Source organism: Patescibacteria group bacterium (assembly GCA_020148145.1).
Lineage (GTDB): Bacteria > Patescibacteriota > Minisyncoccia > Minisyncoccales > JAHCRE01 > JAHCRE01.
In genome coordinates this window covers 12946-26344 of sequence record JAHCRE010000013.1, presented here as the reverse complement: position 1 = coordinate 26344, position 13399 = coordinate 12946, and the positions used below count along the sequence as shown (strand labels likewise).

14 protein-coding genes and 11 tRNA genes are annotated in these 13399 nt (G+C 36.6%); 12 read left to right on the top strand and 13 right to left on the bottom strand.

Translation table 11 applies throughout. From position 1 onward, the window contains the following. Position 1: 1 nt before the first annotated feature. Together KJA15_01925 and KJA15_01920 are read right to left on the bottom strand one after the other, a co-directional pair. Positions 2-322 (bottom strand): hypothetical protein, encoded by a 321-nt coding sequence (locus KJA15_01925; GenBank protein ID MBZ9572067.1) that lies wholly within the window; start codon positions 320-322, stop codon positions 2-4. Positions 323-324: 2 nt separating this feature from the next. Continuing rightward, positions 325-978 carry an MBL fold metallo-hydrolase gene (locus KJA15_01920; protein MBZ9572066.1) on the bottom strand — a complete coding sequence of 218 codons (654 nt, stop codon included), beginning with the start codon at positions 976-978 and terminating at the stop codon, positions 325-327. A gap of 406 nt (positions 979-1384) precedes the next feature. Here KJA15_01920 and KJA15_01915 point away from each other — a divergent pair, with 406 nt between their 5' ends. From KJA15_01915 to KJA15_01865, 11 genes are all read left to right on the top strand, one after another. Next, positions 1385-2440, top strand: coding sequence for a S1 RNA-binding domain-containing protein (locus KJA15_01915; protein MBZ9572065.1), 1056 nt, complete (start codon positions 1385-1387; stop codon positions 2438-2440). Positions 2441-2529: 89 nt separating this feature from the next. Next, a complete protein-coding gene (ftsH, locus tag KJA15_01910; protein MBZ9572064.1) occupies positions 2530-4446 on the top strand; it encodes an ATP-dependent zinc metalloprotease FtsH in 1917 nt (638 codons plus the stop codon). A gap of 3 nt (positions 4447-4449) precedes the next feature. Then, positions 4450-4525 (top strand) — tRNA-Ile (locus tag KJA15_01905). Position 4526: 1 nt separating this feature from the next. After that, positions 4527-4599, top strand: a tRNA-Val gene (locus KJA15_01900). 1 nt (position 4600) lies between these two features. Further along, a complete protein-coding gene (locus tag KJA15_01895) occupies positions 4601-5317 on the top strand; it encodes an RluA family pseudouridine synthase (GenBank protein ID MBZ9572063.1) in 717 nt (238 codons plus the stop codon). Beyond that, positions 5307-5750 carry a 50S ribosomal protein L19 gene (rplS, locus tag KJA15_01890; GenBank protein MBZ9572062.1) on the top strand — a complete coding sequence of 148 codons (444 nt, stop codon included), beginning with the start codon at positions 5307-5309 and terminating at the stop codon, positions 5748-5750. Before KJA15_01895 ends, rplS begins: the two co-directional genes overlap by 11 nt. Before the next feature lie 4 nt (positions 5751-5754). Beyond that, positions 5755-5841 (top strand) — tRNA-Leu (locus KJA15_01885). Positions 5842-5853: 12 nt separating this feature from the next. Continuing rightward, positions 5854-5926 (top strand) — tRNA-Val (locus tag KJA15_01880). A 44-nt stretch (positions 5927-5970) separates the two neighbouring features. Beyond that, positions 5971-6043 (top strand) — tRNA-Phe (locus KJA15_01875). A gap of 39 nt (positions 6044-6082) precedes the next feature. Then, positions 6083-6154 (top strand) — tRNA-Gly (locus KJA15_01870). Between the two features lie 157 nt (positions 6155-6311). Further along, positions 6312-6842, top strand: a complete 531-nt coding sequence (locus KJA15_01865; protein ID MBZ9572061.1) for a 3D domain-containing protein — start codon at positions 6312-6314, stop codon at positions 6840-6842. A gap of 45 nt (positions 6843-6887) precedes the next feature. On the opposite strand, the gene KJA15_01860 is transcribed toward KJA15_01865, so the two are convergent. The 9 genes from KJA15_01860 to KJA15_01820 all read right to left on the bottom strand — a co-directional run bounded on the left by KJA15_01860 (position 6888) and on the right by KJA15_01820 (position 10728). Further along, positions 6888-6973: transfer RNA gene (locus tag KJA15_01860), tRNA-Leu, on the bottom strand. 70 nt (positions 6974-7043) lie between these two features. Next, a tRNA-Cys gene (locus tag KJA15_01855) sits at positions 7044-7116 on the bottom strand. A 19-nt stretch (positions 7117-7135) separates the two neighbouring features. Continuing rightward, positions 7136-7486: a 30S ribosome-binding factor RbfA gene (gene rbfA, locus KJA15_01850; protein MBZ9572060.1), complete on the bottom strand. Its 351-nt coding sequence runs from the start codon at positions 7484-7486 to the stop codon at positions 7136-7138. 22 nt (positions 7487-7508) lie between these two features. Further along, positions 7509-9068, bottom strand: coding sequence for a translation initiation factor IF-2 (gene infB / locus KJA15_01845; GenBank protein MBZ9572059.1), 1560 nt, complete (start codon positions 9066-9068; stop codon positions 7509-7511). A 44-nt stretch (positions 9069-9112) separates the two neighbouring features. After that, complete coding sequence (locus KJA15_01840) at positions 9113-9475, bottom strand: DUF4446 family protein (GenBank protein ID MBZ9572058.1); 363 nt, start codon at positions 9473-9475, stop codon at positions 9113-9115. A gap of 7 nt (positions 9476-9482) precedes the next feature. After that, a tRNA-Ser gene (locus KJA15_01835) sits at positions 9483-9565 on the bottom strand. Positions 9566-9578: 13 nt separating this feature from the next. Continuing rightward, the gene (locus KJA15_01830; GenBank protein MBZ9572057.1) at positions 9579-10556 is read right to left on the bottom strand and encodes an SDR family oxidoreductase; all 978 of its coding nucleotides are present in this window, start codon (positions 10554-10556) and stop codon (positions 9579-9581) included. A gap of 23 nt (positions 10557-10579) precedes the next feature. Continuing rightward, positions 10580-10655, bottom strand: a tRNA-Ala gene (locus KJA15_01825). A gap of 1 nt (position 10656) precedes the next feature. Then, positions 10657-10728, bottom strand: a tRNA-Arg gene (locus KJA15_01820). Between the two features lie 64 nt (positions 10729-10792). Here KJA15_01820 and KJA15_01815 point away from each other — a divergent pair. After that, positions 10793-11821 (top strand): trypsin-like peptidase domain-containing protein, encoded by a 1029-nt coding sequence (locus KJA15_01815; protein MBZ9572056.1) that lies wholly within the window; start codon positions 10793-10795, stop codon positions 11819-11821. A gap of 505 nt (positions 11822-12326) precedes the next feature. Here the strand turns inward: KJA15_01815 and KJA15_01810 are convergent. Together KJA15_01810 and KJA15_01805 are read right to left on the bottom strand one after the other, a co-directional pair. Beyond that, complete coding sequence (locus KJA15_01810) at positions 12327-12986, bottom strand: hypothetical protein (GenBank protein ID MBZ9572055.1); 660 nt, start codon at positions 12984-12986, stop codon at positions 12327-12329. Between the two features lie 85 nt (positions 12987-13071). Beyond that, the gene (locus KJA15_01805; GenBank protein ID MBZ9572054.1) at positions 13072-13260 is read right to left on the bottom strand and encodes a hypothetical protein; all 189 of its coding nucleotides are present in this window, start codon (positions 13258-13260) and stop codon (positions 13072-13074) included. Positions 13261-13399: the final 139 nt, after the last annotated feature.

The window sequence follows — 13399 nt, the reverse complement described above, 5'->3', positions numbered from 1 at the left end:
TTTATTTTTCTTCTAGAGATTGTTTCTCAGCCTCTTTTATTAATTCTTCCATCTCTTCTATGGATTTTTCCAGTTCTTCTTCAATCTCATTTTTTGGTAGCTTTTCTAATTCTTCTTTAAGTTCTTCTTCGAGTTCTTCTTCAAGTTCAGGTAATTTTAATTCTTCAAAAAATTCTTCTTTTTGAAAACCTCTAATTCTTTTTTGGGCACTTTTTACCCAAAGAGTGCCTAAAATCAATCCTAAAATAACTACTATTGACCATAAAATAATTTTTCTTTTAATTAATGGCAGACCTTGAATTCTTTTTAAAAAATCACTCATTTTTATGGTTTCAGGATTACAATTTTCATTTCTTCGGTGGGTAGGTTTTTTTCCTTGACAAATAATTTAACTAAAGGTTCAATTGATTTTTGACCCATAGTCTTTAGAAATTTATCCAAACTTTCTAATTTTATATTCAATCTGGGAACTTGATAGTGCATGGGAATAACAATTTTTGGCTCAATTTGAGAAATTATTTTTGAGGCTTCTTTAGAAGAAATCGTATAAATTCCCCCTACAGGAATCATTAAAATATCAATCTGGCCAATTTTCTCAAGTTGATCAGGGTTCAATTCCCTTTGACCAATATCTCCTAAGTGGCAAAGTCGCATTCCTTCAGTTTCAATAGTGAAAATTGTCACCTCTCCTCTTTTTCGGCCTTTGGAATCATCGTGGAAGGCCGGAATTCCCTGAATAAATACATTTTTTATCTCATATTCGCCAGGCCCTGTAATTAAAAATGGCGAGCCCTTTACTGCCTTAACATTATCATGATCGTGATGATAGTGGCTAACAAGTAAAATATCAGCTTCCAATGAAGGAAGTTTTAATCCAATATCTTCTGAAAAGGGATCAACGATAATATTTACTCTATTCCCTTTTCCAAAACTGGCAATAATTTGAAAGCAGGATTGACCATGCCAAATAATTTGCATAGTAGTAATACATAGAGAGATCGCTCGCCCTCTCCCAGCCTTCGGCTGGCGCCCTTTGGGCTTCGGGCTCGCTCTTTAAAAACCCTAGGACGGGAGTTTCCGCAGAGCTAAGAACTCTCGCGTCCCTTCGGTTTTTAATATTTTCCTACACGGGAGAACCGGAAGGTTCTCCCAGGCGGGGCTTTCCGACTCAATCCGCTTCGCAGGCTTCGCGAAGAAGCCTCGCGTCTTGACCGACCCCTCTCCGATTTGGGTTGTTATTAGAATTTAATTTTATTTTACCATGAATTTATTTTAGCTTCAACCCTTGCCCCGTTAGAGAAATCACTAGATAATCTAAAAATCATGCTCTTCAGTTTTCTAACAGGGCTTGCCAAAATTAAAAATTTATTTTAAATTAAAGAGTATGAAAAAGATTTTAAAAACTCAGGGTAATTTATTAATGCCTCCAAAAATAGGTGAAATTGTCAAGGGTAAAATCATTGGTAAGGGGAGATCGGCGGTCTTTTTGGATTTAGGGGCCTTAGGGACCGGAATAATTTATGGGAAAGAGTTTTATGAAACGAAGGAGATCTTAAAAGACTTTAAGACTGGAGAGAATATCTTCGCTAAAATAATAGACCTTGAAAATGAAGAAGGCTATATTGAACTCTCAGTAAGCCAAGCGGGAAAAGAATTAACCTGGGAAACACTTAAACAAAAAAGGGAAGGGGATGAAACTCTAAAAGTGAAAATTTTGGGAGCAAATAAAGGAGGGTTATTGGCAGAAATCTCAGGAATCTCGGGCTTTCTACCGGTCTCCCAATTATCTGTAGAGCATTATCCCAGGGTAGAAGGAGGAGACAGTGCAAAAATTTTAAGAGAACTCCAAAAATTTATTGGTAAGGAATTGGAGGTGAAAATTTTTGACCTCGATCAAAAGGAAAAAAAGCTTATTCTGTCAGAAAAGGCAACAGAAACCGGAAGAATAAAAGAAACCTTAAAAAACTATAAAGTCGGAGATGTAGTTGAAGGCGAAATCACCGCTATTTTAGATTTCGGAGCCTTTATTAAATTCGGAGAAGAGAATTTAGAAGGATTAATTCATATCTCTGAACTCGATTGGCGAATAATAGAAGATCCTTCAGGAATAGTCAAAATCAACCAGAAAGTAAAGGTAAAAATTATTAAGATTTCTGAGGAAAAGGTCTTTTTATCTTTAAAGGCTTTAAAGAAAGACCCCTGGAAAAATATCGAAAAGAAATACAAAAAAAGAGATAAAATTTCAGGTGAAGTTACTAAATTTAATCCCTTCGGTGCTTTTATCAAAATCACTCCAAAAATCCAAGGATTATGCCATATTTCTGAATTTGGCTCTCAGAAAAAAATGGCAGAAATTTTAGAAATTGGTAAAAAATATGATTTTGAGATTTTATCAATTGAACCAACTGAGCATCGAATGAGCCTAAAATTAGTTAAGTAGAAAATTGAAAACGGCTCCAAAATTAAGTCGTTTTTTAATTTCAAAAAAGTTGATTTTTTAGAAAACCTTTGCTATCCTAAAAAGGGGAAATGAAAAATTTAATCAAAAATTTTATAGTTATTTTATTCATTTTTTTGATTATTTCAGCTATTTTTAGTTTATTTTTCCAACCTTTTGAAAAAGAGAAACAACTTCCTTTAAGCCAGTTAGTCGAAGAAATCAATCAAGAAAAGATTAAAAAAATTATTATTTCTGGTAATGAACTACAAATAACCTATCGAGACGAAACAAAAGCCAAGTCAAGAAAAGAAGCAGAGATAGATTTATCCCAATTTTTGCTAAATTATGGAGTAGACGTTGAGAAACTAAAAAAAGTGGCAATTGAAATAAAAGAAGAAGGGGGAATCTTAACCTGGCTCGGTCCAATTCTATATTTTCTTCCTTTTTTATTTTTTTTCCTTATTTTCTGGTTTATCTTCCGCCAGGCCAAGGCCGGGGTAACCCAAACTTTTGACTTTACTAGAGCTCGGGCACGACTCTTTGGGGCTGAAGGACATCCTAAAGAAAAAATTACTTTCAGAGATGTGGCTGGTCTAAAAGAAGCAAAAGAAGAATTAAAAGAAATTGTTGATTTTTTAAAAAACCCAAAAAAATTTTTGAAAATGGGGGCGAGAATTCCCAGAGGAGTTTTACTAATGGGACCTCCAGGAACTGGAAAAACTTTACTGGCAAGAGCGGTAGCTGGTGAGGCCAATGTTCCTTTCTTCTCAATCTCGGGATCAGAATTTGTAGAAATGTTCGTTGGGGTAGGGTCAGCTAGAGTAAGAGATTTATTCTCTACCGCCAAAAAGAATGCTCCGGCAATAATTTTCATTGACGAACTGGATGCCATTGGTCGTCATCGGGGAGCAGGAATTGGAGGAGGTCACGATGAAAGAGAACAAACTCTAAATCAAATTTTGGTTGAAATGGATGGTTTCGAAAGAGATACAAATTTAATAGTTGTTTCAGCCACCAATAGACCCGATATTTTGGATCCTGCCTTGCTCCGACCGGGAAGATTTGACAGAAGAGTGGTTCTAGATTTACCAGATATCAATGAGAGAGAGGCGATTTTAAAAATCCACTGTCGGGGAAAACCCTTGGCTTTAAATGCAAATCTACGGGAAATTGCTGAAAGAACTCCAGGATTTTCTGGGGCCGATTTAGCCAACGCAATTAATGAAGCAGCGATTTTAGCAGCCAGAAAAAATAAAGCTCAGGTCTATCAAGAAGAAATACTGGAATCAATTGAAAAGGTTTTATTGGGACCAGAAAGAAAAAGCCATATTCTATCTAAAAAAGAAAAGGAAATTGCCGCCTATCATGAAGCAGGTCATGCCCTAGTCTCTGTTTTGCTTCCCGAGACTGAACCGGTTAGGAAAATTTCAATTATTGCTCGAGGTTTAGCTTTAGGTTATACTCTCAGGGTGCCTACTGAGGAAAGAAAAATGAAGACTAGGTCCCAATTTTTGGCTGAAATGACAACTTTGCTTGGCGGCTACACAGCAGAAAAATTGAGATTTGGGGAAATTACTACTGGAGCCAGTAATGATTTAGAGAAAGCTTCTAGACTGGCGAGAAAGTTAGTTAAGGAATATGGAATGTCATCTTTAGGGCCGGTCTCTTTTGGCGAAAAAGAAGGGTTGGTCTTTTTGGGAAAGGAGATTTCAGAACAAAGGAATTATTCAGAAGAAGTAGCAGCCAAAATTGATAAGGAAGTAGATCGCTTTATTAAGAATGCCCAAAAGCAGGCAAAAAAGATTCTAATTAAAAAAAGAAGGCTTTTGGAAAAAATCGCTAGAACTTTGATTGAAAAAGAAACAATTGAAAAAGAAGAGTTTGAGAGATTGGTAAAAGGCCACACCACCTCCTCTCGTCGAAGACAAGCCCAAAAGAAAATCCCCCGAAAAAAGAAAACTAAAATTCCCAAAATTCGCTCTCTGAAAGTAAGAGAAATAAAATAAAATGCGCACGTAGCTCAGTGGTAGTAGCACAGACCTTATAAGTCTGGGGTCGGTGGTTCGAGTCCACCCGTGCGCACCAAGGGCGCGTAGCTCAGAGGTTAGAGCGTCTCACTGACATTGAGGAGGTCACAGGTTCAAGTCCTGTCGCGCCCACATGGAATTGAAAATTTTATATGAAGATGGAAATATTTTAGGAATTGAGAAGCCGGCGGGAATCATTGTTTATCCTGAAAGACCTATTGTTGAAAAAACTTTAATTGATCATCTTTTAAAAAATTGTCCTGATTTAAAAAATGTTGGTAAGGCTCCCAGGTATGGAATCATCCATCGTTTAGATAGAGATACTTCGGGAATTTTATTGATAGCCAAAAACAATAAAACCTTAAATTTTTTACAAAAACAGTTTAAAGAAGGAAAAGTAACCAAAAAATACTTAGCCTTGGTCATTGGAAACATTAAACAAAATTTTGGCGAAATTAAAACTTTAATTGGTAGATCTCTGAAAAATCGAAAAAAACAAAGAGCTTATTTAATTCACGAACCTCGGGCGAAGAAAAGAGGTAAAAGATTAGCAATTACCGAATATTCAGTTTTAAAAAGATTCAAAAACTATACTTTAGTTGAAGTGGTTCCTAAAACTGGGAGACACCACCAAATTAGAACTCATCTCGCTTATCTTTTCCATCCCATTGCCGGAGATGAATTATATAGATTTAAAAATCAGCCAAGACCTAAGGATTTGAAAAGACAGTTCCTACATGCTAGTTATTTAAAGATAAAATTGCCTGATGGAAAGGAGAAAGAGTTAAAATCAAAATTACCAGAGGATCTAAAAAAAATATTAAAAAATTTAATCTCCTATGGCTCCTAAACTTGAAACTTTTTTCCAACCATTTTTAAAAAAAGACCTGCCTGACATCCGTCCGGGTGACACTGTTCGGATTTACCAAAAAATTAAAGAAGGAGAAAAAGAAAAAACTCAAACTTTTGAAGGCTTAGTTTTAGCTAGAAAACATGGCAAAGAAATTGGGGCAACAATTGTAGTTAGAAAAGTAATTTCTGGAATTGGAGTAGAGAGAATTTTTCCAATCCACTCCCCTACTATTGAAAGAATAGATATTTTAAAAAGAGGAAAAGTAAGAAGAGCAAAACTTTATTATTTAAGAAAGGCTAAGGGGAAAAAGGCAAGATTGAAAAAAATTGAATTAAAAGAAAAGGTTAGATTATCCGATAAAGTTGTAGCAAAGCTAGAAAAAGCTGTAGAGAAAAAAGGCGAAAAAGTTGAGGAAAAGAAAGAAAAATAAATAAGCCCAGGTGGCGGAATTTGGTATACGCAGCAGCTTGAGGTGCTGTGCTCGTAAGAGCGTGCGGGTTCGACTCCCGCCCTGGGCACCAACAAGTAAAAAAGGGCGGCTAGCTCAATGGTTAGAGCGTCTGACTTACATTCAGGAGGTTATAGGTTCGAGTCCTATGCCGCCCATAAAATTAGGTTAAATTTTTGAAAAATGTGATAGAGTAAAATTAGCCGGGGTAGCTCAGTGGTAGATGCGCTTCTCTGAAAAAGAAGAGGTCGAGGGTTCGATTCCCTCCCCCGGCACCGCCTCGAAAGCGGTAGCCACGTTAGACATGGTACAGTGCGGGAGTAGTTCAGTGGTAGAACGTCTCGTTGCCAACGAGAAAATCGCGGGTTCAAGTCCCGTCTCCCGCTCATCTTTACTGAGCGAGGCTCGCCCATTCGGGCGGCCCGCTCTTTTTTTATTTTTGATACTTCGATAAGTTCAGCATCGACTGTGGACTCCACCGAAGGGGTTGACACCACCTTGTGGATAAGTTAATATGGTAAAACCCCAAAAAGGGGTTTTAAGATGAGTAAGAACTTAAAACACCTCAATTTTGAGGACAAAAATATCTTAATTATTGTTTTAATAGGAATTGGTTTTTTTATTGGCGGTGGGTCTATATTTGAGGCTAGAACTCAAAAAATAGATGCTAATTTATCTGATTCTTTTATTGAAGAAGTTTTAGAAGATGAATTGGCTATTATTCAGGAAAATAGCCTTTTACCAATATCTGACCACCTCGGTCCTGAACCAAAAGTCGCTCGAAAGATAAAAGTAATTGTTACGGCTTATTCTTCTTCGGCCCGGGAAACTGATAATAATCCCTATTTGACTGCTGCTGGAACCTGGGTTAAAGAAGGAATTGTGGCAAATAATCTTTTGTCTTTTGGAACAAAAGTCAGAATACCAGAAATTTATGGAGAAAAAATTTTTGTTGTTGAAGACAGAATGCATTGGAAAAAAGGGAATTTCCATATAGACATCTGGTTTCCCTCCTATTGGGAGGCTCTAAATTTTGGAGCGAAAAGAACTTATATTGAAATATTGGAAGGCTAAGGTTATTAAAGAAAAAAACCGCGCCATATGGCGCGGTTTTTTATGTGCCGCGGGTGGGACTCGAACCCACACGGGTAAATATACCCAACAGATTTTAAGTCTGTCCTGTAAACCAATTCCAGCACCGCGGCAGATTTTGAGGCTATGGCGAGATTTGCATTTGCCTATAGCAATTTTGCTCACCCGCCAACGTTTAAGCTGAGGCCTGGGCGGGAATTGCACCCACGTATAACTCTTTTGCAGAGAGTTGCCTTTGCTACTTGGCTACCAGGCCACTAATTTATTCTATCAATTTAAATTTTTTTTTCAAATTTTTTTATTTTTTCTAAAATTTCCTCAACCCTAGCTGCTTCACTGGTTTTTATTTCTTTAAAGAATTTTATTTTAGGAACCGGTCTCATTTTCAATCTTTTGTTAATTTTTTGCTGAAATTTGTAAATTTCTCGATTTAAAATTTGTAAAATTTCTTTAATCTGGCTTTCTGGTATTACACTAAAGAATACCTTAGCCTCTCTTAAGTCAACTGAAGCCTCAACTCGAGTTATGGTAACTAAAGTATTTTGAGGGAACTCAGCTTCCCTGAGAAGGATCTGGCTTAATTCCCTTTTTAGGAGTTCATTAACTTTTTGGATGCGTTTGGACAAAAAAGTGAAGAAAATTTAAACTTTACAGCTCTCTTTTTCTCTTTTCCTCAATATATATTAGCAAAACATCACCTTCCTCAATTTTTTCTGGCCCCTCATATAATATCCCACATTCCTCTCCTTTAATAGCCCTTTCAATATCTCTTTTATTTTTTTGAAGAGAAATCAACTTGCCCTGGCCAATTTTTTCTTCTTTCTCGCCTCGCTTTGCGGGCGAAGCGGGTCTAAAGATTTCAATTAAAACTCCCTTCTTGACTTCTCCCTCAATAACTTTTCCACCTACAATCTGGCGATTTTTTTCAGTCCGAAAAATTACTAAAATTTTTACTTTTCCTAAGTTTTCTCTTACTAATTCTGGTTTAATTAAACGTTCCATGACCTGACGGATTCCCTGGACTAAATCGTAAATTATATCAAACCCCATTATTTTAATTCTTTCTCTTTCAGCTAAATTTTGAGCAATCGGATTTGTTTTTACCCGAAAACCTAAAATCTTTGCCCTGGCTGATTTAGCTAACTTAACATCAGACTCGTTGATATCTCCAGCTTCAGCTTTTAAAATCCTTAGAATAACATTTTCTTGAGGAAGATTTTTTAAAACTTCCTCGATCGCCTCAATCGATCCTAAAACATCAGTTTTCAAAATTAAATTTAAAACTTTTTTACCAGGTTCAATAAAAAATACCCTTCCAGCTTTTCTCTTTTCCGGTTTCTGAAGATAATCTTTAGCTGACTGAATTTCATCAAAAACCCTAAATTTTTCTCCAACCAGGGGGACATTTTCAAAACCGAGCAAAATAACTGGCATTGAAGGTAGAGCAGTTTTGATTGGCTGGCCTTGGAAATTTTCTAAAATCCTAGTTTTACCAAAAGTTGAAAAAGTTCCAACAATATCACTAATTTTTAAAACTCCGTCTCTTAAAAGTAAAGTAGCGGTTGGGCCTCGCAAATCATCTAAATAAGACTCGATTACTACTCCCTCGGCCGGTTTTGAGATATCTCCTTTGAGATTTTCCATTTCAGCTAATAGCGATATTAATTCCAGAAGGTCTTTGACTCCTTTTCCAGTTTTAGCTGAAACCTCAACCGAAGGGATTTTTCCTCCCATTGATTCAACTAAAATATTTTCTTTTGCTAATTCTCTTTTAACTTTTCCTGGATCAGCTTCAGGCTTATCTATTTTATTTATAGCTACAATCATTAGAATTTGAGATTTTTTTATATGAGAAATAGCCTCTTTGGTCTGAGCTTTTACCCCCTTACAACCATCAATTACTAAAATTGAGATATCAGCTACTTTAGCTCCTCGAGATCTCATAGCCGAAAAAGCCTCATGACCAGGGGTATCAATAAAGGTAATCTTTTTATCTTGGTACTCAATTTCATAGGCTCCAACATGTTGAGTAATGCCGCCTGATTCTTTTTCAGCTATATGGGTTTTCCTTATCCGGTCAAGTAAACTTGTCTTGCCATGATCAATATGTCCTAAAACTACCACCACCGGAGCTCGAGACACCTGTCCGTCATCGGCTTGCATCGAAGATACTGGCAGGCGGGTTAAATTTTCCTTTTTTTTAGCCATAAAAAATAGATTGTTAATCTTTATTATCTGACTCCTCATTTTTATTAACTTTTTATCGCTCTTTCTATAGCCTCTTTTTCCTCGTCAGAAAGAGGATGTTGGGAATTGCCTTTTTCAATGGATTTAGCATAAACTCGGTTTCCTTCCCGACCATAAATACTGGTGACAACCACTCCGGTATTACTTTTATCAAGTAAAGCCACAGAGAAACTCTGATCACCACCAACTCCAGAGAAAGGATTAAATCTTACTATTCCTACTTTTTGTAAAGAAAATTCGCTTTCTTTTTTCAATTTTTCTAATTCTTCAGAAAGCTTCTCAAAATTCTTTTCTAAATCCTTGAGATAAACTAAAATCTCTTTGAAATTTTTTGGCTCTTTTTTTCTTTTTTTAAAAAAATTAAACATAAAACTGCGGTGGGTGTAGGATTCGAACCTACAAAGGATTAAACCCCACTGGTTTTCGAAGCCAGCGCATTACCATTCTGCCAACCCACCTTTTGAAAATATTCTACAAATAGCCGTGTTTTTTATACCAATCCACTGCCCTCTCAATTGATTCCCGAAAGGGTCTAAATTTTATTCCCAGTTCTTTTTTGGCTTTTTTTGCTGAAAAATAAAAATAAATTTTATTGAAACGAGCCCTGGCCGGAGTAATCTTTGGTTTTCTTTTAGTTAAAAAAGATAACCAATTTGAGATATGGGCAATTGTTAAAAAAATTGGGTAGGGAAGACGAATTCTAGGTGGCCTTTTTCCTAAAACTTCAGAAATTGTTTTCCTAATTTCAAAAAAGCTCAGGTTTTCCCCCACTAATAAATATCTTTGACCTGATTTTCCTTTTTTCCAGGCCAAAATTTCACCTTCAACCACATCCTCAACATCAACAGTTGCTAATCCTCCTTTTATATAAAATAAACTAAAGATTCCTCTAGGATAAATTGGATCTTCCTTAATTCTTCTTATATCTCCAGGACCGTACATTGAGGCTGGGCAAATAATTACCGCATCTAATCCTTTATCTATTCCTTTATAAACCTCCCTTTCTCCTAAATATTTGGTGTTGCAATAGCTTACACCGAGATCCCAGAGATTAAAACTCGTTTCCTCATTGGCCAGTTTTCCTCCAGGCTCAATCCCAACTGCTACCGTTGAACTGGTGTGAATTAGACGGGAAACTCCCTCTTTGAGGCAGGCTAAAACTATATTACGAGTACCATCGACATTTATTTGATACTGAAGAGAATTTAATCTATCCCAATAAGAAATCAATCCTGCTAAATGGAAAACAACTTCACACTCTTTAACTGCTCTTTTAACCGCTTCAAAATCTCTAATGTCACCTTCTACCACTTCTAATTTTAAACCTTCAAGTAAATCCATTGGGGCTGATTTTTCTTTAAAAATCCTAACATTAAAACCATCCTTTACCAGCCTTTTAGTAAGATGGTGACCGAGAAAACCAGTTGCTCCGGTAACTAATATTTTCATAAAACAATGGGCTATGCCTGACGTGGTGGACCCAGCGAGATTTGAACTCGCGACCTCATGTATGCCATACATGCGCGCTACCAACTGCGCCATGGGCCCGTGCCCCTGATAGGAGTTGAACCTATATCTAGAGTTTAGGAAACTCTTACTCTATCCATTGAGCTACAGGGGCAATCGAAATCATTTTATCAACTTTTCCTTTTCTTGACAAGGTCTTTTGTGCTAAAATATATTATATGCCAGAAAAATCACCAATAATTGAAGCGGCAAAAAAAGTCTGTCCAGCAGTAATTACTATTATTATTTCTAAAGACCTGCCAAAAATTGAGAGTTTTTACCTCTTCCCATTTGGTAACCAACGATTTATTATCCCTCGAGTTGAAAAAGGTAAAAAAGAGAGAACTAAAATTGGTGGAGGTTCAGGGTTTATAGTTTCTCCAGATGGTTACGTTATAACTTGCAGTCATGTGGTTGGAGATCCGGAAGCAGATTATACAGTAATTGTAGGACCTACAAAAAAATATTCAGCAAAGATTTTAGCTAAGGATCCCTTAGTTGATGTAGCTGTTTTAAAAATAAACGCTAAAAATCTCTCCCATCTAGAATTGGGTGATTCAAAGAAAATTGAATTGGGAGAAACGGTAATAGCAGTTGGAAATCCATTAGGAGAATTTGAAGACACAATCTCAGCTGGAATTGTCTCGGGATTAAGCAGGAAGATTACTGCCTATGGGAGAATACCCTTTAAAGCAACTAGTTTAAGGGGTCTAATTCAAACTGATGCCGCAATTAATCCCGGGAATTCTGGAGGACCTTTGGTGAATATGGAAGGGGAAGTAATTGGAATCAATACGGTAATGGTAATGGGAGCTCAAAATATTGGTTTCGCCATACCTATAAATTATGCAAAAAGAAGTTTGGACGAGGTGATGAAATACGGAAAAATAAAAAGACCATTTTTAGGAGTGAGATATTTTATTTTAAACAAGGTAATAGCAAAAACAAATAAACTTCCAGTAGATTATGGAGCATTAATTGTTAGAGAAAGTTTAGGAGAAAGTCCAGTGATTAAAGGGTCAGCGGCTGATAGGGCAGGCCTGAAAGAATATGATATAATTTTAGAATGTGATGGAAAAAAAATCAGTGAAGAAAATACCTTGGCTGATATTTTACAACAACACGAAATTGGTGATGAGGTTTCTTTAAAAATTTTAAGAGAAGGGAAAGAAATAATATTAAAAATAAAACTCGGAGAGAAAAAATAAGATTTCTTTTTAAAAACTTTAGTTTTTAAAATAGCTCGCTAGCGAGCTATTTTTATTTTTGACTGAACGATATTACTTTATTCGCCAAAGTTCTCTTGTTCTTTGAAGCTTTAGCGGGGGAGGAAATGAAGGCAAAGAACCTATTTGGTAAACAGGTTCTAAGTCTTGAATATTATACCAGCAATTATCCGGAGTTTAAATTGAGACTGACAACCACAAGGTCCATCCCCCAACAATAGTGGCTAAAACAGCCACAACTAAAAGAAGTTTCCAGTCAGTTCGTTGGTCCTTTAGAAGATTCATATTGTTTTATTATAACTTAATTATCTACAAAACAAAAGTCCGAGACTACAATCCTCCCGATCACCCTTCCATAAGCGGGTCCTTAACCTCTCGGGTAGTAGCCTATCCTGAGCGAAATTAAAAGGGGGTCCCCTAGTGGACGATGTTAGAACCTGTTTGGTGGGGGTTTAAATAAAAAAGGAAGGGTTGAAATTCGCCAAGCTCATATTTTTCTTCTTAAAAGAAGGAGGCCACAAATAAAAAGTAATGACCCTATAAAAACTAATATAAATCCTATAATCAATAAGGAGAGGACGAAGATGCCTACCCCCGCTCCCGCAACATGCCACGATCCTAGAAATGCAAAAAAGAGCGCTCCTAAACCACCTAGTATTCCGCACCCTCCAAAAACTACCATTATCCAACCAGCAATTCTTCTTCCTGTTGATAGCTGGCCTTTTTCTACAGCCTTCGTTATTTTAATGATTGGTTCATATCCAACCATTGACGGAACAGCAGTTTCCCAATAATTCTTGCGGTCAAGAAGTAAGAGAATAAAGGAAGGTAAAAGGATAACAAGCGGAAAAATAAAAAAAAGAAAGTCTGACTCAAAACCGAAAAACAAAAAATTATCAATAACAACGTAAGTAAATATTGCTATTCCTATAAAAAGTATTATAGTAGCATAGGTCCAAGCCCATTTTTTTCTTTGCAAAAGAAAAAAGCCGGGGAGAAGAAGGAAAAATAAGCTAGGTAATATCAATACGCCTCCAAGTCTTCCCATTATTGCCGTCCTTATAGATACAACTGAACCTAGTCCTCCGATTGCCATCATCCACCAGGCGGCAATCTTTGTTTTTATCGGTAGTCTAGCCTGTTCCATATTATCCTATTCTACCAAAAAACCGCCTTCTTGGCGATTCTTTTTTCGATTGGTCCCCTAGTGGACGATGTTCGAACCTGTTTGATTAAGGTTTCTTCGTGATTTTGTCGTAAATCCAGATTGTGAGACAGGAAAGGAGATATGAAGGAATTAAACCAAATACAACATAGCTCATTAAAGAAGGCTGAGGTTCAACAGGTTGGAGTAAAATACTGATAAAAAATAAAATTACAAATATCACAATCTTTCTCCAGTCTGGTTTTAGGAAGTTCATATTGTTTAATTATACCCTACTCGCCCGCAAACCAAAACCCCGAGAAAAACTCTCGGGGTGACGGCTCCCCGGGTGGGACGATTTTCTCTCCTTGAGATGGATGAAAATATACGAATATCCTGAGGTGATTTTAGGGCAA

Excerpts from the sequence above, each read along its gene's own strand:
- KJA15_01925 (MBZ9572067.1), bottom strand. The coding sequence starts at position 322 with ATGAGTGATTTTTTAAAAAGAATTCAAGGTCTGCCATTAATTAAAAGA.
- KJA15_01840 (MBZ9572058.1), bottom strand. The coding sequence starts at position 9,475 with ATGTTTAATTTTTTTAAAAAAAGAAAAAAAGAGCCAAAAAATTTCAAA.
- KJA15_01915 (MBZ9572065.1), top strand. The coding sequence starts at position 1,385 with ATGAAAAAGATTTTAAAAACTCAGGGTAATTTATTAATGCCTCCAAAA.
- infB (MBZ9572059.1), bottom strand. The coding sequence starts at position 9,068 with ATGGCTAAAAAAAAGGAAAATTTAACCCGCCTGCCAGTATCTTCGATG.
- KJA15_01810 (MBZ9572055.1), bottom strand. The coding sequence starts at position 12,986 with ATGGAACAGGCTAGACTACCGATAAAAACAAAGATTGCCGCCTGGTGG.
- KJA15_01830 (MBZ9572057.1), bottom strand. The coding sequence starts at position 10,556 with ATGAAAATATTAGTTACCGGAGCAACTGGTTTTCTCGGTCACCATCTT.
- KJA15_01920 (MBZ9572066.1), bottom strand. The coding sequence starts at position 978 with ATGCAAATTATTTGGCATGGTCAATCCTGCTTTCAAATTATTGCCAGT.
- KJA15_01895 (MBZ9572063.1), top strand. The coding sequence starts at position 4,601 with ATGGAATTGAAAATTTTATATGAAGATGGAAATATTTTAGGAATTGAG.
- ftsH (MBZ9572064.1), top strand. The coding sequence starts at position 2,530 with ATGAAAAATTTAATCAAAAATTTTATAGTTATTTTATTCATTTTTTTG.
- rplS (MBZ9572062.1), top strand. The coding sequence starts at position 5,307 with ATGGCTCCTAAACTTGAAACTTTTTTCCAACCATTTTTAAAAAAAGAC.
- KJA15_01805 (MBZ9572054.1), bottom strand. The coding sequence starts at position 13,260 with ATGAACTTCCTAAAACCAGACTGGAGAAAGATTGTGATATTTGTAATT.
- KJA15_01865 (MBZ9572061.1), top strand. The coding sequence starts at position 6,312 with ATGAGTAAGAACTTAAAACACCTCAATTTTGAGGACAAAAATATCTTA.
- KJA15_01815 (MBZ9572056.1), top strand. The coding sequence starts at position 10,793 with ATGCCAGAAAAATCACCAATAATTGAAGCGGCAAAAAAAGTCTGTCCA.